17 protein-coding genes and 1 tRNA gene are annotated in these 21,227 nt (G+C 70.9%); 13 read left to right on the forward strand and 5 right to left on the reverse strand.

Annotated elements, in window-relative coordinates:
• Positions 1-160: 160 nt before the first annotated feature.
• The 3 genes from pntB to WMI84_RS03085 are packed head-to-tail and all read right to left on the reverse strand — an operon-like array spanning position 161 to position 4,269.
• Positions 161-1,585, reverse strand: coding sequence for a Re/Si-specific NAD(P)(+) transhydrogenase subunit beta (gene pntB, locus WMI84_RS03075; RefSeq protein WP_347350537.1), 1,425 nt, complete (start codon positions 1,583-1,585; stop codon positions 161-163).
• Positions 1,586-1,588: 3 nt separating this feature from the next.
• A complete protein-coding gene (locus tag WMI84_RS03080) occupies positions 1,589-3,145 on the reverse strand; it encodes a Re/Si-specific NAD(P)(+) transhydrogenase subunit alpha (protein WP_347350538.1) in 1,557 nt (518 codons plus the stop codon).
• Positions 3,146-3,201: 56 nt separating this feature from the next.
• Positions 3,202-4,269 carry a sugar-binding domain-containing protein gene (locus tag WMI84_RS03085; RefSeq protein ID WP_347350539.1) on the reverse strand — a complete coding sequence of 356 codons (1,068 nt, stop codon included), beginning with the start codon at positions 4,267-4,269 and terminating at the stop codon, positions 3,202-3,204.
• 255 nt (positions 4,270-4,524) lie between these two features.
• Between WMI84_RS03085 and WMI84_RS03090 the strand changes: the two genes are divergently transcribed.
• From WMI84_RS03090 to WMI84_RS03115, 6 genes are all read left to right on the forward strand, one after another.
• A complete protein-coding gene (locus tag WMI84_RS03090; protein ID WP_347350556.1) occupies positions 4,525-5,850 on the forward strand; it encodes a sugar ABC transporter substrate-binding protein in 1,326 nt (441 codons plus the stop codon).
• A 65-nt stretch (positions 5,851-5,915) separates the two neighbouring features.
• A complete protein-coding gene (locus tag WMI84_RS03095) occupies positions 5,916-6,797 on the forward strand; it encodes a sugar ABC transporter permease (RefSeq protein ID WP_347350557.1) in 882 nt (293 codons plus the stop codon).
• On the forward strand, positions 6,794-7,699 hold the full coding sequence (locus WMI84_RS03100; protein WP_347350540.1) for a carbohydrate ABC transporter permease: 906 nt from the start codon (positions 6,794-6,796) through the stop codon (positions 7,697-7,699). Before WMI84_RS03095 ends, WMI84_RS03100 begins: the two co-directional genes overlap by 4 nt.
• A gap of 11 nt (positions 7,700-7,710) precedes the next feature.
• Entirely contained in the window at positions 7,711-9,189 is a 1,479-nt protein-coding gene (locus tag WMI84_RS03105) for a mannitol dehydrogenase family protein (protein ID WP_347350558.1), read from the forward strand.
• A gap of 90 nt (positions 9,190-9,279) precedes the next feature.
• A complete protein-coding gene (locus WMI84_RS03110) occupies positions 9,280-10,335 on the forward strand; it encodes a zinc-binding dehydrogenase (RefSeq protein WP_347350541.1) in 1,056 nt (351 codons plus the stop codon).
• Entirely contained in the window at positions 10,332-11,741 is a 1,410-nt protein-coding gene (locus tag WMI84_RS03115) for an FGGY family carbohydrate kinase (RefSeq protein ID WP_347350542.1), read from the forward strand. The genes WMI84_RS03110 and WMI84_RS03115 overlap by 4 nt, the downstream gene beginning before the upstream one ends.
• An 81-nt stretch (positions 11,742-11,822) precedes the next feature.
• Here WMI84_RS03115 and WMI84_RS03120 read toward each other — a convergent pair whose 3' ends face one another.
• On the reverse strand, positions 11,823-12,017 hold the full coding sequence (locus WMI84_RS03120) for a DUF4342 domain-containing protein (protein ID WP_347350559.1): 195 nt from the start codon (positions 12,015-12,017) through the stop codon (positions 11,823-11,825).
• Positions 12,018-12,465: 448 nt separating this feature from the next.
• Between WMI84_RS03120 and WMI84_RS03125 the strand changes: the two genes are divergently transcribed.
• Positions 12,466-13,587 (forward strand): right-handed parallel beta-helix repeat-containing protein, encoded by a 1,122-nt coding sequence (locus WMI84_RS03125; protein WP_347350543.1) that lies wholly within the window; start codon positions 12,466-12,468, stop codon positions 13,585-13,587.
• 142 nt (positions 13,588-13,729) lie between these two features.
• Positions 13,730-14,716, forward strand: a complete 987-nt coding sequence (locus WMI84_RS03130) for a cell wall-binding repeat-containing protein (RefSeq protein ID WP_347350544.1) — start codon at positions 13,730-13,732, stop codon at positions 14,714-14,716.
• Between the two features lie 64 nt (positions 14,717-14,780).
• Here the strand turns inward: WMI84_RS03130 and ric are convergent, their stop codons facing one another.
• Positions 14,781-15,488 carry an iron-sulfur cluster repair di-iron protein gene (gene ric, locus WMI84_RS03135; RefSeq protein WP_347350545.1) on the reverse strand — a complete coding sequence of 236 codons (708 nt, stop codon included), beginning with the start codon at positions 15,486-15,488 and terminating at the stop codon, positions 14,781-14,783.
• Positions 15,489-15,635: 147 nt separating this feature from the next.
• Between ric and WMI84_RS03140 the strand changes: the two genes are divergently transcribed.
• From WMI84_RS03140 to WMI84_RS03160, 5 genes are all read left to right on the forward strand, one after another.
• Positions 15,636-15,836 (forward strand): (2Fe-2S)-binding protein, encoded by a 201-nt coding sequence (locus WMI84_RS03140; RefSeq protein WP_347350560.1) that lies wholly within the window; start codon positions 15,636-15,638, stop codon positions 15,834-15,836.
• Positions 15,823-16,311: a bacterioferritin gene (bfr, locus tag WMI84_RS03145; RefSeq protein ID WP_347350546.1), complete on the forward strand. Its 489-nt coding sequence runs from the start codon at positions 15,823-15,825 to the stop codon at positions 16,309-16,311. Before WMI84_RS03140 ends, bfr begins: the two co-directional genes overlap by 14 nt.
• A 141-nt stretch (positions 16,312-16,452) precedes the next feature.
• Positions 16,453-16,526: transfer RNA gene (locus WMI84_RS03150), tRNA-Gly, on the forward strand.
• 212 nt (positions 16,527-16,738) lie between these two features.
• A complete protein-coding gene (locus WMI84_RS03155; RefSeq protein WP_347350547.1) occupies positions 16,739-18,913 on the forward strand; it encodes a cell wall-binding repeat-containing protein in 2,175 nt (724 codons plus the stop codon).
• A gap of 201 nt (positions 18,914-19,114) precedes the next feature.
• Positions 19,115-20,977 (forward strand): acyl-CoA dehydrogenase, encoded by a 1,863-nt coding sequence (locus WMI84_RS03160; protein ID WP_347350561.1) that lies wholly within the window; start codon positions 19,115-19,117, stop codon positions 20,975-20,977.
• Positions 20,978-21,227 lie beyond the last annotated feature (250 nt).

The following is a 21,227-nucleotide window of genomic DNA, read 5'->3' on the forward strand; positions in this document are numbered from 1 at the left end:
TGCCGTCGGGCCAGCCGGGTGCCGAGCCGCGCGGTGCCGCCTCGAGCCGGGTCAGCGGCATACCCGCCGTGCCGGGGAACGACCACTATTCCGTGCGCGCAGGCCCCACCCCGCACGAGCGCCCGGTGACCGGCCCGATGGTGGTCGTCGCGCGCACCGGTCACAGTGCCTTGATGATGTCCTCGACCCGGTCCTTGGCGTCGCCGAAGAGCATCGCCGTGTTGTCGCGGAAGAAGAGCGGGTTCTGCACCCCGGCGTAGCCCGCGGCCATCGACCGCTTGAAGACGATGACGTCGCGCGCCTTCCACACCTCGAGCACCGGCATCCCCGCGATCGGCGAGGACGGGTCCTCGGCGGCGGCCGGGTTGACGGTGTCGTTGGCCCCGATGACGAGCACTACGTCGGTGTCCGGGAAGTCGTCGTTTATCTCGTCCATCTCCAGGACGATGTCGTAGGGCACCTTGGCCTCGGCGAGCAGGACGTTCATGTGCCCGGGCAGCCGTCCGGCCACCGGGTGGATGCCGAACCGGACCTGGATCCCGCGCTCGCGCAGCTTGTGGGTGAGGTCGGCGACCGGGTACTGCGCCTGCGCGACCGCCATGCCGTAGCCCGGTGTGATGACGACGGTGTGCGCGCTCTTGAGCAGCTCGGCGACCTCGGCGACCGTCGTCTCCCGGTGGTCGCCGTAGTCGACCTCCTCACCGGTGACGGCCCCGTCGGACCCGAAGCCGCCGGCGATGACGGACACGAACGACCGGTTCATCGCCTTGCACATGATGTAGGACAGGTAGGCACCGGACGAGCCGACGAGCGCGCCGGTGACGATGAGCAGGTCGTTGCTGAGCATGAAGCCCGCCGCCGCGGCGGCCCACCCCGAGTAGCTGTTCAGCATCGAGATGACAACCGGCATGTCGCCGCCGCCGATCGAGGCGACCAGGTGCCAGCCGAAGGCCAGCGCGATCACCGTCATGATCCCGAGCGGCAGGATCGCGGGCGAGGCCACGAACCACACCATCAGCGCGAGCGAGACGAGCACCGCCGCGAGGTTGAGCCAGTGTCGCGCGGGCAGCATCAACGGCCGGCTGGAGATCTTGGCCGACAGCTTGAGGAAGGCCACGATCGATCCGGTGAAGGTGACCGCGCCGATGAACACCCCGAGGAAGATCTCCACGAGGTGCACGGCGCCCTCGCCACCCGACGCCGCCTCGGCGGCGAGCGCGGCCACCGGATGCGTCTCGGTCGACACGAGGTAGGTGTTGTATCCGACGAGCACCGCGGCGAGCCCGACGAAGCTGTGCAGCATCGCGATGAGCTCGGGCATCTCGGTCATCCCGACGCGGACCGCGAGCCGGACCCCGATCGCGGCGCCGATCGCCATGGCGACGATGATCGCGACCCACTCCGGCAGCCCGGCCGACTTGCCGGCCAGCCACAGCGTCGCGACGAGCGCGATGGTCATGCCGACGATGCCGTAGGTGTTGCCCCGCTTGGAGCTCTCGTGCCGCGACAGCCCGGCGAGACTGAGGATGAACAGGATCGCGGCGACCAGGTAGGCGGCGCCGACGATGGCGAGGTCGGTCGTCATCGGTCAGCCCTTCCGGAACATGGTCAGCATGCGGCGGGTCACGGTGAAGCCGCCGAAGATGTTGATGCTCGCGACGAGGGTCGCGACGAACCCGACCACCGCCACGGCCGCGATCGAGGAGGTCCCGGACGAGCCGAGCTGCAGCAGCGCACCGACCACGATGATGCCGCTGATCGCGTTGGTCACGGACATCAGCGGCGTGTGCAGCGAGTGCGCGACGTTGCCGATGACGTAGAACCCGATCACCACCGCGAGCGCGAAGACGGTGAACGGGGCGAGGAACGTGCCCTTCGACAGGGCGGTGATCACGATGAACACGAGGGCGGCGATCGCCATACCGGTATGCCGCCGGGTCAGGCTGCGCGGGCCCGTGGGCTCGGTCTTGGCGACCTCCTTGTGCGCCACCGGCGGCGCAGCAGGGGCCGCACTGACCGGCAGCGGTGGCGGCGGCCAGAGCAGCTCGCCGTCGCGCGCGACCGTCATGTTGCGCTGCACCGGGTCGTCGAAGTCGAGCACCAGCTGCCCGTCCTTGCCCGGGGTCAGCAGCTTCATCAGGTTGACCAGGTTGGTGCCGTAGAGCTGGCTGGCCTGCGTCGGCAGCCGCGCGGCCAGGTCGGTGTAGCCGATGATCTTCACGCCGGTCTCGGTCACGACCAGCTCGTCGGCGACCGCGCCCTCGACGTTGCCGCCGTTGGCCGCGGCCATGTCGACGATGACCGAGCCGGCCTTCATCGACCGAACCATCTCGCCGGTGATCAGCCGCGGCGCCGGCCTGCCGGGGATCAGGGCCGTCGTGACGATGATGTCGATGTCGGGGACCTGGGCGGCATACATCTGCGCGGCCCGTCGGTTGTACTCCTCGCCCATCTCCTTGGCGTAGCCGGTCGCGCTCGGCCCGGCCTGCGCCTCGGGCATCTCGACGGCGAGGAACTCGGCCCCCATCGACTCGACCTGCTCGGCGACCTCGGGCCGCGCGTCGGTCGCGCGCACGATCGCGCCGAGCGAACGGGCGGTGCCGATCGCGGCGAGCCCGGCCACCCCGGCGCCCACCACGAGGACCTTCGCCGGCGGCACCTTGCCCGCCGCGGTGACCTGTCCGGTGAAGAACGAGCCGAACTCGTGCGCCGCCTCGACGACCGCGCGGTAGCCGGCGATGTTGGCCATCGAGGAGAGGACGTCGAGCGACTGCGCCCGGCTGATCCGCGGCACGGCGTCCATCGCCATCGCCGTGACACCCGCCGCGCGCAGCTTCTCGACCAGCTCCGGGTCCAGGGCCGGCGCCATGAGGCTGACCAGGACCGTGCCGGGCCGCAGCAGTGCGATCTCGTCGTCGGTCGGCGGGTTGATCGCGTGGACGATGTCGGCGGACCAGGCCGTGTCTCGGTCCACGACGCGGGCACCGGCAGCGGCATACCCCGCGTCGTCGAAGCTGGCCGCCACCCCGGCGCCCGACTCGATGACGACGTCGTAGCCGAGCGCGACGAGCTGGCCCACGGTCTTGGGTGTCGCGCCCACGCGCGTCTCATGCGCGTGGGTCTCGCGGGGGACACCGATCTGCACGATGGCTCCTTCGTAGTGGTGCTGCCCCCGAACCTAGAGCACGTCGCCGACACATTTCATGCGCCCGGGTGGAATTGAGACGTGGGACCGCGGCTCGCCCCGGACGTATGCCGCTCACCTCCCGCAGCTGCCCGCGACACCGCCGGCGCGTCGAGCAGCGCGTCGGCGAGGTCGAGGTCGATCACGAGGGCATCGACCAGCCCTCCGGTGATCGCCGCGAGCACCGCGGCCCGCTTGGCCGCACCTGCTGCGAGGCCGACGACCTGCCCGATAGCGCGCAGCTGGGCCGCGCTGACCGTCACCGTCCGGTCGGCGAGCGGGCATCCGACCGCGGCCCCGTCGGCGTCGAAGAGGACCCCACCGATCTCGCCGACCACGCCCGCGGTCGCGGCGGACTCGCGGTCGGCGGGGCAGGCCGAGTCGAAGACCGTCGACAGCCCGGGCTGCCACGCGCCCACCCCGACCACCGCGACCGTGACCCGCGAGGCCTGCCCGAGCACCCGAGCGACCTGCGGCTCGCGCCGCAGCGCGGCCGCGGACGCGGCGTCGTCGAGCAACAGCGGCGCGTAGAAGATCGACGCCGTGCCCCCGGTGGCCCGGGCTGCCCGGCGCACGATGGCGACAGTGCTGCTGTCGTAGCCGGGCAGGTCCAGGGCCCCGCTCAACTGCACCACGTCGACCTTCGGCAGGTCGTGCAGGCACCGGGTCATGACGTCGACCGAGCGTGACCACGGCAGGCCCAGCACATCGCCCTCGGCGAGCAGGTCGGCGAGCAGCTCCCCAGCGGCGGCTCCGAGCTCGCCGGACGACGCAGCCACGGCGAGCGTCGACTCCAGACCCGAGTCGGTCCGCGTGGCCGCCCGGCTCTGGACGACGAGCACGTGACGCAGCCCCAGGACCTCCTGCAGCCGCGCCGAACGGTCCAGGTCGATCCCCCCGCGAGCCACGATCTCGAACCGCACGATGCCGGCCCGGCAGGCGTAGTCGATCAGCCGGGCCACCTTGAACCGGGAGATCCCCAGGGCTTCGGCGATCTCGACCTTGGGCTGCCCCAGCAGGTAGTGCCGGCGCGCCACGGCGGCGGCGAGCACCAGCTCGCCGGGACCGCGGCGCTCCACGACCACGTGGGCTCACCCCTTTGCCCTGTTCCGGGTGACGTATCGGTATCGATGCCGCCCGATCCCCGGCCCTCCGGTTGACAGGCGTGACGCGAGTCACTTTACTCGCACGTGCATGGTCATGCTCGGATGAGCAATTCGCATCAAGGAGGGCCAGTGCACCTGACGAGCCGTCGACGCCGTGACCACCTCGACCACACCGGCGGCGAACCGGCCCGCCCGCGGCGTCGCGGGTTCCGGGTCGGCGTCCTCGCCCTCGCCATCGGGGCGGTCCCGGCCCTGTCCGCCTGTGCCGGCTGGGGCGGCGGCGGTCTCGGCGGCGGCGGGGCCGACAGCATCAACGTGCTCATGGTCAACAACCCGCAGATGGTCGATCTGCAGGGCCTGACCGAGAAGTACTTCACCGCCAAGACCGGCATCCACGTCAACTACACCGTGCTGCCCGAGAACGACGTGCGCGACAAGATCAGCCAGGAGTTCACCAGCCAGGCCGGACAGTACGACGTCGCCTCGCTCAGCAACTTCGAGATCCCGATCTACGCCCGGGCCAAGTGGATCTCACCGCTGGACGACTTCATCGCGAAGGACCCCGGCTTCGACCAGGCCGACATCCTCAAGCCGATGCAGACCTCCCTGTCCGAGGGCGGCAAGATCTACGGCGAGCCCTTCTACGGCGAGTCGTCCTTCCTGATGTACCGCAAGGACGTCCTGGCGGCCAAGGGCATCACGATGCCCTCGCACCCGACGTGGCCGCAGGTGGCCGACATCGCCGCCAAGGTCGACGGGGCCCAGCCCGGGATGGCCGGCATCTGCCTGCGCGGGCAGCCCGGCTGGGGCCAGATCTTCGCGCCGCTGACGACCGTGGTCAACACCTTCGGCGGCACCTGGTTCGAGAAGGACTGGACGCCCGGCGTCAACGCGCCGCCGTTCGTGGCGGCGACCCAGTTCTACGTCGACCTGGTGCGGGCGCACGGCGAGAAGGGCGCCCCCCAGGCCGGCTTCACCGAGTGCCTCAACAACGTCACCCAGGGCTCCGCTGCGATGTGGTACGACGCGACCTCGGCGGCGGGTTCGCTCGAGGCGAAGGGCTCCCCGGTGAAGGGAAAGATGGGCTACGTCGCGGCACCGGTCGTCAAGACGAAGAGCTCCGGATGGCTCTACGCGTGGTCCTGGTCGATCCAGGCCGCGAGCACGAAGCAGGAGAACGCCTGGAAGTTCATCTCCTGGGCGTCGGGCAAGGACTACGAGAACCTCGTCGGCGAGCAGCTCGGCTGGGCGAGGGTCCCGGCCGGGAAGCGCGCCTCGACCTACGAGAACCCGAAGTACCTCGAGGTGGCCGCCGCGTTCGCCGAACCGACGAAGGAGGCCATCGAGGCGGCCGACCCGGAGAACCCGGGAGTGCAGCCGCGGCCCGCGCCGGGCATCCAGTTCGTCGACATCCCCGAGTTCCCGGCCCTCGGCACCCAGGTCAGCCAGTACGTCAGCTCGGCCATCGCCGGCCGGATGAGCGTCACGGAGGCGCTCGACCGGGGCCAGCGGCTGGCCGAGGACGTCGCCGAGCGCTACCAGTCACGGGAGGGCAAGTGAGTACCGCGACCACCCCCGCAGAGCCGGCCCGCGCGTCCGCACGGGCGGGCGAGCCGTCGACCTCGCTGAAGAAGGCCGGCGACTGGGCCCGGCGGGCACCGCTGCTGCCGGCGCTGATCTTCGTCATCATCGTCACGCAGCTGCCGTTCATCGCGACACTCGTCGTGTCGTTCATGAACTGGAACGCCTACTACCCCGACGAGCGCGGGTTCGCCGGGTTCGACAACTTCAAGCGGGTCTTCACGGACATCAACGCCCGCCAGGCCGTCCTCGTCACGATCTACCTGACGGTGGCCTGCGTGCTGATCAGCCTGGTCCTGGGCCTGCTCATCGCGCTGCTGCTCGACCGGAAGTTCCGCGGTCGCAGCGCCGTCCGGACCCTGATGATCACCCCGTTCCTCATCGTCCCGGTGGCGGCGGCGCTGCTGTGGAAGCACGCCCTCTACAACCCCGAGTACGGTCTGTTCAACGGGGTGCTGACCTGGCTGTTCGGCAAGGACGCGGTCCAGCCCGACTGGATCTCGATGGCGCCGCTGTGGTCGATCATCTTCGCGATCGTCTGGCAGTGGACCCCGTTCATGATGCTCATCCTGCTGGCCGGCCTGCAGTCCCGTCCGCTCGACGTCGTCGAGGCGGCCCGGATCGACGGTGCGAACGGCTGGCAGATCTTCCGCAACATGACCCTGCCGCACCTGCGCCAGTACATCGAGCTGTCCGCCCTGCTCGGCGCGATCTACATCGTGCAGAACTTCGACCACGTCTTCACGATCACCTCGGGCGGGCTGGGCACGGCCAACCTGCCCTACTTCATCTACGAGACCTTCTACACCGCGCAGGACTACGGACGTGCCTCGGCCGCCGGCGTCATCGTGGTCATCGGCACGATCGTCATCGCCACGCTCGCGCTGCGCACCGTGTTCAGCCTGTTCAAGGAGGAGTCGCGATGACCGCCCCGGCACGCACGGACGACCCCGGCCGTGTGCCGCCCAGCCAGGGCGCGCAGGCCGGCTCGCGAAGCCTGCAGATCGTGCACCGCAAGCCGCCCCGGAGCCACGCCCTGCTGTCGCTCGCCGCGTGGGTCATCGGCCTGCTGTTCGCGCTGCCGGTCATCTGGATGATCCTCACCTCGTTCCACAGCGAGACCGACGCGGCGACCAACCCGCCGAGCGTGTTCGCACCGCTCAGCCTCGAGGGCTACCGCACGTTCTTCGCCGCCGGACCGTGGCCGAGCCTGCTGAACTCGCTGACCGCCAGCGTCATCTCGACGATCCTGGTCCTGCTGCTCTCGTTCCCGGCCGCCTACGCCCTGTCGATCCGGCCGGTGAAGAAGTGGACCGACGTGCTGTTCTTCTTCCTCTCGACCAAGATGCTGCCGATCGTGGCCGGCATCCTGCCGATCTACATCTTCGCCCAGAAGACCCACCTGCTGGACAACATCTGGCTGCTCATCATCCTCTACACGTCGATGAACACCCCCATCGCCGTGTGGATGCTGCGCTCCTTCCTCGCCGAGGTGCCGGTCGAGATGCTCGAGGCCGCCGAGGTCGACGGGGCCGGGCTGATCCGCACCCTGCGCGAGATCATCGCCCCGGTCGTCATGCCCGGCATCGCGGCCGCCGCGCTGATCTGCTTCATCTTCAGCTGGAACGAGCTGCTGCTCGCCCGGGTCCTGACCGGTACCGTCGCCGGCACCGCACCGGTCTTCCTGACCGGCTTCGTCACCAGCCAGGGCCTGTTCCTGGCCAAGGTCTGCGCGGCCTCGCTGATCGTGTCGCTGCCGGTGCTCACCGCCGGCTTCGCCGCCCAGGACAAGCTCGTCCAGGGCCTGTCGATGGGAGCCATCAAGTGACCGCCCTCGCCCTGTCCGACGACGCGCTCGGGCGGCTGCCTGCAGGAGTGCAGTGGGCGGCATACGACCGCTCGAAGATCACCGCGAGCATCGTGCACTTCGGCGTCGGCGGGTTCCACCGCGCGCACCAGGCGATGTACCTCGACCGCCTCATGGCGGCCGGCAGCGGGCTCGACTGGGGCATCTGCGGGGTCGGCGCGCTGCCGCACGACCGGCGGATCGTCGACACGCTGACGGCCCAGGACGGCCTCTACACCCTGATCGTCAAGCACCCGGACGGGCACCTCGAGGCCCGCGTGATCGGCAGCATCGTCGAGATGCTCTACGCGCCCGACGACCCGCAGGCCGTCGTCGACCGGCTCGCCGACCCGCGCACCCGCATCGTCTCGCTGACGATCACCGAGGGCGGCTACCTGGTCAACCAGGTGACCGGCGAGTTCGACGCGGCCGACCCGTCGATCCAGTCCGACCTCGCTCCCGGCGCGGTGCCGAGCACCGCCTTCGGGTACATCGTGGCCGGCCTTGCCGCGCGCCGCGCGGCCGGCGCCACCCCCTTCACCGTCATGTCCTGCGACAACCTGCCGGACAACGGCGACATCGCCCGGCGGATGATGACCGCCTTCGCCCGGCTCAAGGACCCGGGGCTGGCCGACTGGATGGAGCAGCACGTCGCCTTCCCCAACTGCATGGTCGACCGGATCACCCCGGTCACCACCCCGGCCGACATCGAGCGGCTCACCGAGGAGTTCGGCATCGCCGACGGATGGCCGGTCGTCACCGAGCCGTTCACGCAGTGGGTCCTGGAGGACCACTTCACCGACGGGCGCCCGCCCTACGAGCAGTCCGGCGTCCAGCTCGTCGACGACGTGGTGCCCTACGAGCTGACCAAGCTGCGGCTGATCAACGCGAGCCACCAGGCGCTGTGCTACCTCGGCCACCTGGCCGGCTACCGCTACGCCCACGAGGTGTGCCAGGACCCGCTGTTCGCCGACTTCGTGCTTGCCTACATGACGCACGAGGGCGGCCCCACGCTGCCCGAGGTGCCCGGCTTCGACCTCCACGGGTTCGCCCGCGGCGTCATCGAGCGGTTCGCCAACCCCGAGATCCGCGACACCCTGGCGCGGCTCTGCGCCGAGACCTCCGACCGCATCCCCAAGTTCCTCGTGCCCGTCATCGCCGAGAACCTGCGCAGCGGCGGCGAGATCGACCGCTCGGCCCTCGTCGTCGCGTCGTGGGCCCGTTACGCGGAGGGCGTCGACGAGCAGGGCGAGCCGATCGAGGTCGTCGACCGCATCAAGGACCGCGTCATGGCGGCCGCGGCACGTCAGGGCGAGGACCGGCTGGCCTTTCTGCGTGACCGCGACCTGTTCGGCGGGCTCGTGGACGACGAACGCTTCACCAGCGCGTATGCCGCCGCGCTCGACTCGCTGCACGCGCACGGGGCGCGCGCCACCCTCGAGGCCCGCCGCGGGCTCGACGCCGTCGGCTGAGCCCGCGGATCGACCGGCCGGGCAACGGGGAGGATCCGGGGCCGGCCCGGTCGGCCGACCGACAACCACCGAACCGGAAGGAACCTGACGATGCCCACGATGGACGCGGTCCGCCTGCCCGGAGACAGCTCGGTCGAACACGTCCGCCTCGACGTCCCGGTCCCGGGCCACGGGCAGGTCCTGCTGCGGATGCGGGCCTCCTCGATCTGCGGCAGCGACATCCGGGCGATCTACCGCGAGCACCTCGGGCACGGAGCCGAGGCCTACCAGGGTGTCGTCGCCGGGCACGAGCCGTGCGGCGACGTCGCGGCCGTGGGCCCGGGCGTGCGCCGGCTGCGTGAGGGCGACCGGGTCGTCGTGTACCACATCGTCGGGTGCGGGGTGTGCACCGAGTGCCGGCGCGGCTACCCGATCGGGTGCACCTCTCCCTCCCGGGCGGCCCACGGGTGGCAGCGCGACGGCGGGCACGCCGAGTTCATGCTCGCCGAGGAGGTCTCCTGCCTGCCGCTGCCCGAGCCGCTGACCCACGTCGACGGGGCGCTGGTGGCCTGCGGCTTCGGCACGGCCTACGAGGGGCTGCTCCGAGCCGAGGTGAGCGGGCGTGACCGGCTGCTCGTGACGGGTCTCGGTCCGGTCGGGCTCGCCACCGCGATGCTCGGCAAGGCGCTGGGCGCGACCACGGTCGTGGGCCTCGAGCCGGTGGCCGACCGCGCCGCGCTGGCCGAGCGGCTCGGGCTGGTCGACGTGGTCGTCACCGACCCGGCCCTGTTCGACGACGCCGTCGCCGAGGCCACTGCCGGCGCCGGCTGCGAGGTGGCCATCGACGCGAGCGGCAACGGCGCCGCCCGCGAGGCCGCCCTGCGCAACACCCGTACCTGGGGCCGCTGCGTCATGGTCGGCGAGGGCGGCTCGATCACCTTCGCGGTCTCGGACCTGCTGATCCACAAGCAGATCCGGCTGCACGGGTCATGGGTGTCGTCCCTGAGCCACATGGAGGAGCTGCTCGACAACCTCGTCCGCTGGCAGCTGCACCCCGAGGTCACCGTGACCGACCGGTTCCCGCTCGCCGAGGCCGCTGCCGCCTACCGGCTGGCCGACGCCGGGCAGGCCGGCAAGGTGTGCATCACCTGGGAGGACCCGGCGTGAGCCCTCGCACCCTGGTCGCCGGGGTGGACAGCTCGACGCAGTCGACCAAGGTGGTCGTGTGCGACGCCGACACGGGGGCCGTGCTGCGCACCTCCGCCGCCCGGCACCCGGAGGGGACCGAGGTGCACCCGGAGCGCTGGTGGGACGCCTACCGGGCGGCGACCCGCGACGGGCTGCTCGACGGCGTGTCAGCCATCGCCGTCGGCGGCCAGCAGCACGGCATGGTCGCCCTCGACGAGCAGGACGAGGTCGTGCGGGACGCCCTGCTCTGGAACGACACCCGAAGTGCGGGCGATGCCCGCGACCTGACCGCGGAGCTGGGCGGGCCCGGGGCCTGGATCGACGCGGTCGGGTCCGTGCTGGTCCCCAGCTTCACCGTCACGAAGCTGCGCTGGCTGGCCCGGCAGGAGCCCGGGAACGCGGCGCGGGTGGCCCGTGTGGTGCTGCCCCACGACTGGCTGACCGGTCGGATCCTCAAGGACGGCAACGGGTTCACCCGATGGACCACCGACCGTGGCGACGCCTCGGGGACCGGGTACTGGTCGGCCGCGACCGACGCCTACCGCAGCGACCTGCTCCGGCTCGCCTTCGGGCGGGACCTGGAGGTGCCCGAGGTGCTCGCGCCGGCGGCCGCCGCCGGCCACACCTCGGACGGTGTGCTCGTCGGTGCGGGCACCGGCGACAACATGGGGGCGGCGCTCGGCCTGGCCCTGCAGCCGGGTGACGTCGTGGTCTCGCTCGGCACCAGCGGCACGGTCTTCACCCGGCACGAACGGGCGCTCCGGGACGCGACGGGGTACATCGCCGGGTTCGCCGACGCCACCGGTCGGCACCTGCCACTGCTGTGCACCCTGAACGCCGCCCGCGTGCTGACCTCCACCGCCGCGATGCTCGGGGTCGGGCTGGACGAGCTGGACCGGCTGGCTCGCGACGCCGGTCCGGGAGCGGGGGGCCTCACGCTCCTGCCCTACCTGGACGGCGAGCGCACCCCTGACCTGCCCGACGCGACGGGCACTCTGGGCGGCATCACCCGTGCGAACGCCACCCCCGCCAACCTTGCCAGGGCCGCCGTCGAGGGCATGCTGTGCAACCTCGTCGCGGGAGCGGACGCCTTCCGGGACAAGGGAGTCCACGTGGGGCGGGTCCTGCTCATCGGGGGGGCGGCCGCGTCGCAGGCGGTCCGCGAGATCGCCCCGGGGCTGTTCCGGGCCCCGGTGGTCGTCCCGCACCCGGCCGAGTACGTCGCGCTGGGGATGGCGCGTCAGGCGGCGTGGGCCCTCTCGGGGGCTGGCACGCCTCCCGCCTGGGAGCGGGCGATCGACTCCGAGTACGCGGTCCCCGCGCAGGACGGGTCCGCGGTGCTCGAACGCTACAGGGCTCTGCTACGCGCCCTGCACGACCGCTGAGGCCGCTCCCTCGCCGGCGCGCGCCGGCGCCGGTCAGGCGGTCGTGTCCGGCTCGGGCTCGGTCCGGTAGACGTCGACCGTTCAGTCCTTCGCCCGACCGGCGATGGCACCTACCGCGGTGACCGCCGGCATGGCAACCACGCCGATCAGGCCTGCCGTCACGAGGATCTCGAGGACTGTGGCGCCCTCCGCGTTCCGGATGGCGATGCGCCGGACGTTCCCCTCGCGGATGAGCCCCTTCACCTTCGCGGTCAGTGACTTGCCCTCGACGGTGATCTCGTCATGGGTCTCGCCGTTCTCTGGTCCGTTCGGGGTGGTCTGCGACTCGGTCGTGCTCTCTCCTCGATGAGATGCGCGATAGGTCCCCGAACGCTAGCACTGCACACGTATCCGACAGTCTTGTTTCATCGGAATCATCCTGTTCCGATGCAGATGCACGATCTCCGCGATATCCGAAACTGTGCCCCACCGGCGCAACACGTGCATTGACCGTAATTCGCTCCAAGACAATTGCCAGATGATATTCGGCCGGCCCTCAGGTCCGGGGAGGACCATCACCGGATCGACTGTCCGGGTCGTCCTGCCGCCGGGGGGTGGTGAGCGCAGGCCGGGATCCGCCGATCCCTCGGACAAGACGTCCGAGGTGGGGGACGTGTGCTGACGCGTCGCGTGCCACGTCGTGCGACGCACAGTGCGCAGACGAAAGGCGAGGAGGACATTGCAGATGCAACCGTTCAGCAGCAGGCGCCGGGCCCGGCGGGCCACCACACTGGCCACGATGGCCGCGACCATCGGCGCAACCGGACTGGGAATCGTCGGGACCAGTGCGGCCATGGCCGTCGCAGCACCCAAGTGCTCGCCCGCGGGCGACTCCGGCTTCACTGCCGCCGTCGTCGCGACGTCGGGCCAGCGCATCGTCGGACGACGGGTCGACGCCACGGGTTGCGACGTCGGGATCTACGTCGGCCCGGGCACCGAGCACGTCAGGATCAGCCGGGTCCGGGTGACCGGGGCCAAGGCTGCGGGCATCCTGGCCCAGGACACATCACACGTGACGATCACCCGCTCCCTGGTGACCGGGAACGGGTTCGGCTCCTCCGAGCAGCTGCTACCCGAGGCCTTCGGGATCAGCCTGTTCGGGGTGTCGGACTCGAGAATCACCGGCAACACGGTCCACGACAACGGCCGCGGCGGGATCGGGGTCATGGACTACGGTCCGTTCGATCCCGGTCAGCTCGTAACCCACCAGCCGGAGCCCGGGACCGCACCGGTCCCGTCCGACCACGACGTCGTCTCCCGGAACCGGTTGTGGGCCAACTACAACGGCTGCGCCATCGTGCTGGCGACGTTCAACGTCGGCAACCACATGACGGATGACACGGTCACCCGCAACATCGTTCGCGGGGTCGGGGCCAACCAGCACGGGGCTGACGTCGGCGGCATCGTCGCGCAGACCAACGGACCCGGCAGCACGGTGAGCGACATCCGGATCAGCCGCAACCATGTGACCGGATCCGCCGAGGCGGGCGTCATCGTGCACGCCGCGGCACCCCACTCCCGAACGGTCGACGTGTCGGTGACCGACAACCGGCTCTCGGGCGACAACTGGGCAAAGGGGGCCGGCCCGCACCCCTCCCAGCCGAACCAGCTGACCGGCGTCGTCGTCGACTCGCTGCTCGAAGGGCCGAACGGCGCTCGGGCGGTCGACACCCTGGTCGCGCGCAACCGGATCACCGACGAGTTCTACGGCGTGTGGTCGCGGGGGGCGAACGCGCCGACAGTGCGGCACAACCTGATCCACGTCCGGCCAGGGGGAACTCCGGTCTATCGGGTCCCAGCGCCCTAGACAACCCGCTCGTAGCGAATCCACCCGCATCGGTGTGCTGAGCGGCATACAAGTGGTATGCCGCTCACGCCACCGCAGGCGTCCTGTCGACGACATGAGCATAATGTCGAGTGTTCGATCAAACCACGACAGAGGGCGTCAGATGCACCTGACAAGAAGGCTTATCGGGGCGGCGATTGGGACGGCGGCGGCGTGTGCTGTCACGGTCCCGGCGACCGCGACACCGACCACGGCGACGCAGTCCGGCGTCGCCGGACCCTCGATCGTCCGGCTGGCGGGCCAGGACAGGTACGAGACCGCCGTCAAGGTGTCGACCTACCTGAACCCGGCACCCGTACCGGACGACGAGGTCACCATCGTCAGCGGCACGGCGTGGCCGGACGCGCTGGCTGCCGCGAACCTCTACCAGACCAGCCGCGCGGTGCTGCTCGTGCAGCGGAACCGGGTTCCAGAGGTGACCCTGCGCGAGATCAAGCGACTCACCCCGCGCCGGATCGTCGTCGTCGGCGGGACCGGGGTGATCGACAGCTCGGTCGTGCGCCTCCTGGACCCCCTCGCACCCGAGGGTGCGCACCGGATCGCCGGCCGGGACCGCTACAAGACGACAGCAGCAGTGGTGGACAGCGTCTTCTGGGGCGAGGAGATGATGCCCATCTTCCACATGGTCCTGGCGACCGGGGAGAACTGGCCCGACGCGCTGACCGGGGCCGCGCTGGGGGGGCCGCTCCTGCTGACCAAGCGGGACACGCTTCCCTGGGCGGCCATCTACGCTGCCCGCGGCGACAGTGTCATCGGGGTCGGCGGCACGGGTGCGATCAGCAACGACGTCCTGAACAACTACTACCTCGGCAACCGAGACCGGAGCCGGATCGGCGGCCCCGACCGGTACGCCACGGCCGCCAAGGTTGCCGTCGCCGACGACCCCGATGTCTCGACGGTCTGGTACGCCTCCGGGGAGAACTACCCGGACGCCCTGGCGGCGAGCGGCGTGCGGGCGGTGGTGCTCCTGACCCGAGCCGCGTGCGTACCGCGCGTTACCGACCAGGCCACGCGCGACCTGGCACCAGAGCGGATCGTCGTCCTCGGCGGTCCCTCGGTCGCCAACACGTCGCGGGTCTGCCGATCCTGACCCGAGCGAGCCGCACCCGCGGGACGCCAGCCGCCGGCACAGCGCCACAGGCACCGACGCGCAGTCACTCCGACGTGAGCCGACCCTCCAGCTCCAGCACCCGCGGGAACAGGATGTTGTTCTCCTTGTGGATGTGCTCGTGCAGGTCGAGCTCCATCTCCTCGAGGCCCTTGAGCATGGCCCGGTAGGAGTTGCACGCATCCTCCGGGGCCGCGTACCCGCCGGTGAGCGTGCGGATCTCGCGGAACAGCACCCCGACCGCGTCGTGCTCGGCCCGCAGCTGAGCGACGGGCTCGACGAACGAGCCGAACGCGGTTAGCGCCTGGGCCTTCTCGACCCTGCTGATCGCCGGGAAGACGACCCGCTCCTCGGTGGTCATGTGCGGGTCCAGGGCGGCAACCGCCTCGGTGTAGGCCGCTCGCACCCGGGCCAGCTCCGGATGCCGCCCGCCGTGCACCGTGTGGACCTTCTCGACCAGCGCCTGCAGCCGGGGCATCTCCTCCCACATGTAGGCGTGGTGGGTGTCGACGATGTCGTGCGCGAGGACCGCGTTCTCCGCGGACACCCCGACCCGCGTCGGGGCCGCGGCCGTGGCGGCCAGCTCGAGCGCCTGCACCACCTCGGCCAACTCCGCGCCGCCGTCACCGGCCGCTTCCGTCAGGGAGCGCTCCCCGTGACAGCAGTAGTCGATCCCGTACTGCTCGAAGACCCTCGCCCGAGCAGGGTTCTCAGTGACCAGGTCACCCAACGTGGCGCTCACATCGACAGACATGCCCCCCACGATACGTGCTCGTCGCGACCCTTGCGCTGGGGCCGGTCGTCGGGTGGCACCTCCGCTTCCTCGACGTCGCCGTGCCCAGCCGCTTCTCCGGAAAGCCTCGACAATAGGTAAGCCTAGCCTTACTCTGACGACGTGATCATGTGCCATTGCGCCGTCGTGAACGATGCGTGCGTCAAGGACGCCGTCGACTGCGGCGCCAAGAGCCTGGGGCAGGTCTGCCGGGCCACCGGAGCCGGACGGGACTGCGGGTCGTGCGTGTTCGCCCTCAAGCGGCTGATCTGCGAGCATGAGCAGGCCAAGCACACCACACTCCTGGAGGTCGAAGGTGCAGCCAGCTAGCCCACGGATCACCGAGATGCTCAACGAGGCGCTGACGCTCGAGCTCACGGTCACGAACTCGTACTTCCTGAACGCCCGGATGCTGGACAACTGGGGGTTCGGACGACTCGGCAAGGTCTTCTACGACCTGTCCATCGACGAGATGCGCGACGCCGACGCCCTGATCCAGCGCATCCTGCTCTTCGACGGACACCCCAACGTCCAGCGCCTCGGCGCGATCCAGACCGGGGAGACGCCGGAGGAGATGCTGCAGCTGGCCCTGCAGAGCGAGCTGACCGCCGTCGCCCAGTTCAACGCCGCGGCCAAGGAGTGCCATGACCTCGGCGACCACGGCACGGCCAACTTCTTCGAGGACAGCGTCCGCGACGAGGAGACGCACGTCGACTACTTCGAGACCCAGCTCGACGCGGTCCAGCGCCTCGGCGCGTCGGCCTACCTCGCGCAGCAGATCGACGCGGGCGAAGGCCCCGCCTAGGTCACGCCCGACACCTGCGCCGGCTGGGCGGCATACCAACGATGTGGTATGCCGCCCAGCGCGCTCCTGCTCGACGGGGCGCCAGGACGCGCGTGACCGCCCGGCGCGCCCGGGCGCCGGTTCGGCTAGGGTGGGCGTGCCGCGGGCGTAGTTCAGTAGCAGAACAGCCTCCCTCCAGGAGGAAGACGTGAGTGCGATTCTTGCCGCCCGCTCCAACTGACTCCAGCTGACCTCGGCTGAGACCGATCGACCGAAGGTGTCCGGACCACCGTCCGGGCACCTTTCGTCGTCTCCAGGGACACCGCAGCAACCCTCGATGAGACGCCCCACGCGCACATTCCGAGATTCCATCGGCCTCAACGGGCCAGATGGGGCCGAATGACGCTACCGTGCTTGGTGCCCGTTTCACACCAGTTTGAGGTCTATTGTGTCCCGATACCGAACCCTGCTCGCTCGTAGCCCCGTCGCTCTGCTCCCACTCGCCCTCGCCCTCACCGGCACCGCCGCCGCCACCTCCACCGCCCCGGTCGCAGTCTCGTCCGGCTCGGCCGACTCGACCACCGCCCCGGTCCACAGCCGGGTCGACACCCACCGCATGCCGGCCCCCGGCCGGGCCTCCGCGGCAGCGCGGCTCTCCGGCCCGGACACCAGGCAGGCGCGCACCGACGCCTCCGGGCGGCCGGTGCACGTGTCCGCCGCCTCCACGCAGGTTGCCCTGCCCGACCTCGCGGTCGTCGGCGTGACGTGGCGCCAGGGGTCGGCCCCGGGCACGACGGTCCAGTACCGCACCCGGACCACCGCCGGCTGGGGCGCGTGGCAGTTCGTCGCCGCCGAGGACGAACGACCCGACCCGGCCGAGGCCGCCGAGGCGGCGCGCCGCACCGGCGGGGCCCGACAGGGTTCCGCCCCGATCGTGACGACCGGCGCCGAGCAGGTCCAGGTGCGACTGGTCTCCCCCACCGACGACGCGCCGGCCGAGCCCGAGCTGGTCGTCGTCGACCCCGGTGCCACCGTCGCCGACGCTGCCGAGGCGCCGCGCGGACCCGCGCTCGACCAGCCCCGCGCAAGCGCTGCCGCCGCTGCCACCGACTTCGCCCCCACCGCGTTGCGCACGGCCACCGCCGCGAAGCCGGCGATCCACACCCGCGCCCAGTGGGGGGCCGACGAGTCGCTGCGCGAGCAGTCCTCGCCCGACTACGGCCGGGTCGAGGCCGCCTTCGTGCACCACACCGCCGGCACGAACAACTACACGCGCGAACAGGTCCCCGGCATCATCCGCGGCATCTACAGCTACCACGTCAAGAGCCAGGGCTGGCGCGACATCGGCTACAACTTCCTGGTCGACAAGTTCGGCCGGATCTGGGAGGGCCGCTGGGGCGGCATGGACAAGGCCGTCGTCGGCGCCCACACCTACGGGCTGAACTCCTACACCTTCGGCGTCTCGGTCCTGGGCAACTACGAGACCGCGCACCCGAGCGGCGCGACGCTCACCGCGCTCAGCAGGCTCATCGCCTGGAAGGCCTCGATCCACCACTTCGACGTCAGCGGTCGGGTGACGATCTCGGGCAAGACGTACTACACGGTCTCCGGACACCGGGACGGGAAGGACAACTCCACCGAGTGCCCCGGCAGGTACCTCTACGCCAAGCTCCCCACGATCCGCAAGCAGGCCGCCACCGACCTGCCGTCGGTGGGCCGTTACGCCGGATCGGACCGTTACGCTACCGCGGCTGCCATCTCGGCCGGGAGCTTCGGTGCCGGAGTGCCGGTGGCCTACGTGGCCACCGGGCGCGACTTCCCCGACGCCCTGGCCGGGGCCGCAGCGGCCGGAGCCCTCGGGGGGCCGGTCCTGCTGACCGAGCGCGGCAGCCTGCCGAGCGCCACCGCCGACGAGCTGCGCCGTCTCCAGCCCCGCCGGATCGTCGTCCTCGGCGGCACCGCGGTCGTCTCCACCGCCGTCCAACGGCGCCTCGCAGGATATGCGGACACCGTGGAGCGCGACGCCGGGACGGACCGTTACCGCACCGCCACGGAGGTCTCGCGCCAGGCGTTCGACCCCGGCGTGCCGGTGGCCTACATCGCCACGGGCACCAACTTCCCCGACGCGCTCGCGGCCGGCCCGGCCGGAGGCACGCTGGGCGGCCCGGTGCTGCTCGTCACGAGGAACTCGGTCCCGTCGGCGACCGCCGCCGAGCTGCGCCGGCTGGCGCCCAAGCGGGTCGTCGTCATCGGCGATACGAGTGTCGTCTCCGCCGCGGTCGAGCGCTCGCTGGGCTCCTACTCCTCGAACGTCTCCCGGGCGAGCGGCACCGACCGGTACCGGACCGCTGCCCGGGTCTCCGCCGCGACCTTCGGCCGCGGAGTGCCGGTCGCCTTCGTCGCCACGGGCGCGGACTTCCCCGACGCCCTGGCCGGGGGTGCGGCCGGCGGTCACCGGGGCGGACCCATCCTGCTCAGCCAGCAGGGCTCCGTGCCGCAGGCCACCTTGGACGAGCTCGCCCGCCTCGAGCCCGAACGCATCTTCGTCCTCGGCGGCACCAGCGCGGTCAGCAGCGCGGTCGCCAAGCGGCTGTCCGCCTACGAGATGCCCGCCGGCTCCTGACCCGCCGGCACTCGAGGGCCCGGTCCACCCCGGACCGGGCCCTCGGGCGCGTGCACCCGCCGCCCTGCGCCTGCCCGCCCGAGCGTCAGGGCGGTATGCCGCCCACCCGGCTGAGCGGCATATCTTCCAATCCGGTTGCGTTGACTACTGATGAGTAGCATCATTGCTTTACTCATCGGTAACAAGTCGGTCGGAGGAGTCATGGGGCACTACAAGAGCAATGTGCGTGACCTCGAGTTCAACCTCTTCGAGGTGTTCGGGCGCCAGGAGGTCCTCGGTCGGGGCCGCTACGCGGACCTCGATGTCGAGGCGGCCCGGGACATCCTGCACGAGGTGTCCCGGCTCGCCGAGCACGAGCTGGCCGACAGCCTGGCCGACTCCGACCGGAACCCGCCGGTCTTCGACCCGCAGGCCCACTCGGTGAGCCTCCCGGAGTCGTTCAAGAAGTCCTACCGCGCCTACGTAGACGGCGGTTGGGGCAACCTGGACACCCCGCCCGAGCTCGGCGGGATGGCCGTGCCGCCGTCACTGCGCTGGTCGATCGCCGAGATGGTGTGCGGTGCCAACCCGGCCGTGCACATGTACTCCGCGAGCTACTCGTTCGCCAGCCTGCTGTGGTACCTCGGCACGGCCGACCAGAAGAGGCTCGCCCGGCACATCGTCGAGCACGGCTGGCACACCACGATGGTGCTGACCGAGCCCGACGCGGGCTCCGACGTCGGCGCCGGCCGCACCAGGGCGATCGAGCAGCCGGACGGCACCTGGCACATCGAGGGGGTCAAGCGCTTCATCACCTCGGCCGAGTCCGACCTGACCGACAACGTCGTCCACTTCGTCCTGGCCCGGCCAGAGGGCGCCGGCTCCGGCACCAAGGGCCTGTCGCTGTTCATCGTGCCGAAGTTCCACGTCGACCTCGAGACGGGCGAGCTCGGCGAGCGCAACGGCGTCTACGTGACCGACGTCGAGCACAAGATGGGCCTGCGGGCGAGCACCACCTGCGAGGTCACCTTCGGCGAGCACGAGCCGGCCGTGGGCACCCTGCTCGGCGGCGTGCACGACGGCATCGCCCAGATGTTCAAGATCATCGAGAACGCCCGGATGTTCGTCGGCACCAAGGCGATCGCCACGCTCTCGACCGGGTACCTCAACGCGCTCGACTTCGCCAAGGCGCGGGTGCAGGGCGCCGACCTGACGCGGCAGGCCGACAAGGACGCGCCGCGGGTCACGATCACCCACCACCCCGACGTGCGTCGATCGCTGATGCTCCAGAAGGCCTACGCCGAGGGCCTGCGTGCTCTCGTGATCTACACCGCCACGCAGCAGGACGTCGTCGCACAGGCCCAGCAGGGCAACCCGACCGTCCGGATCGAGAAGGGCTCCGAGGCCGAGCTCGCCGCGCGCGTCAACGACCTGCTACTGCCGGTCGTCAAGGGCCTCGGGTCCGAGCGTGCCTGGGTGCTGCTGGGCACCGAGTCGCTGCAGACCCTCGGTGGCTCCGGCTTCCTGCAGGACTACCCGATCGAGCAGTACGTGCGCGACGCGAAGATCGACACCCTCTACGAGGGCACCACCGCGATCCAGGGCCTGGACTTCTTCTTCCGCAAGATCGTGCGTGACAAGGGCGCGGCACTGCAGCACGTCGCCGCCAAGATCCAGGAGTTCGCCAAGGACCTCGGCGGCTCGCTCGACGCCGAGCGCGAGCGGCTCGGCCAGGCGCTCGAGGACGTGCAGGGCATGCTCGGCCACATGGTCGGCGACCTGATGAAGTCCGACCCGCGTCTGGGCGGCGACCCCGCCAACGTCTACAAGGTCGGCCAGAACACCACCCGCCTGCTGCTCGCCGCCGGTGACCTGCTCGTCGGGTGGCTGTTGCTGCGCCAGGCCGAGGTGGCCCAGCGCGCGCTCGATGCCGGCGCCACGGGCAAGGACGCCGACTTCTACACCGGCAAGGTCGCCGCGGCCTCGTTCTACGCCAGGACAGTGCTGCCTCGACTTGCCGCCGAGCGGACCATCGTCGAGGCGACCGACAACGCGCTCATGCAGGTGCCCGAGGCCGCCTTCTGAGCCGGCTCGGCCCGGGTCGGCGGCTGGACCGGCCTTGTCGGGGCTGTGCGCCAGGCCGGCCGGTGACCAGGAGCCCCGACACGCCCGGGGGTCCCGGCAACACACCGAGTAGCCGCCAACCCACGCGGTTGCAACCGGCGAGGTTGACCGCAGTTCGGCGTGTTCGATCGGTCGACTGGTCGACGAGGGCAGGCCGCCGCGCGGCGCGAGGTGGTCGGTCCTAGAGTCGGCACATGACGGTTCCCGCGTT

The sequence above is a fragment of the Intrasporangium sp. genome, from assembly GCF_039812505.1.
In the GTDB taxonomy this organism is placed as follows: Bacteria; Actinomycetota; Actinomycetes; order Actinomycetales; family Dermatophilaceae; genus Intrasporangium_A.

Coding starts and splice junctions, on each gene's coding strand:
- pntB (WP_347350537.1), bottom strand. CDS start 1,585: ATGACGACCGACCTCGCCATCGTCGGCGCCGCCTACCTGGTCGCCGCG.
- WMI84_RS03100 (WP_347350540.1), top strand. CDS start 6,794: ATGACCGCCCCGGCACGCACGGACGACCCCGGCCGTGTGCCGCCCAGC.
- WMI84_RS03110 (WP_347350541.1), top strand. CDS start 9,280: ATGCCCACGATGGACGCGGTCCGCCTGCCCGGAGACAGCTCGGTCGAA.
- WMI84_RS03125 (WP_347350543.1), top strand. CDS start 12,466: ATGCAACCGTTCAGCAGCAGGCGCCGGGCCCGGCGGGCCACCACACTG.
- WMI84_RS03130 (WP_347350544.1), top strand. CDS start 13,730: ATGCACCTGACAAGAAGGCTTATCGGGGCGGCGATTGGGACGGCGGCG.
- ric (WP_347350545.1), bottom strand. CDS start 15,488: ATGTCTGTCGATGTGAGCGCCACGTTGGGTGACCTGGTCACTGAGAAC.
- WMI84_RS03140 (WP_347350560.1), top strand. CDS start 15,636: ATGTGCCATTGCGCCGTCGTGAACGATGCGTGCGTCAAGGACGCCGTC.
- WMI84_RS03160 (WP_347350561.1), top strand. CDS start 19,115: ATGGGGCACTACAAGAGCAATGTGCGTGACCTCGAGTTCAACCTCTTC.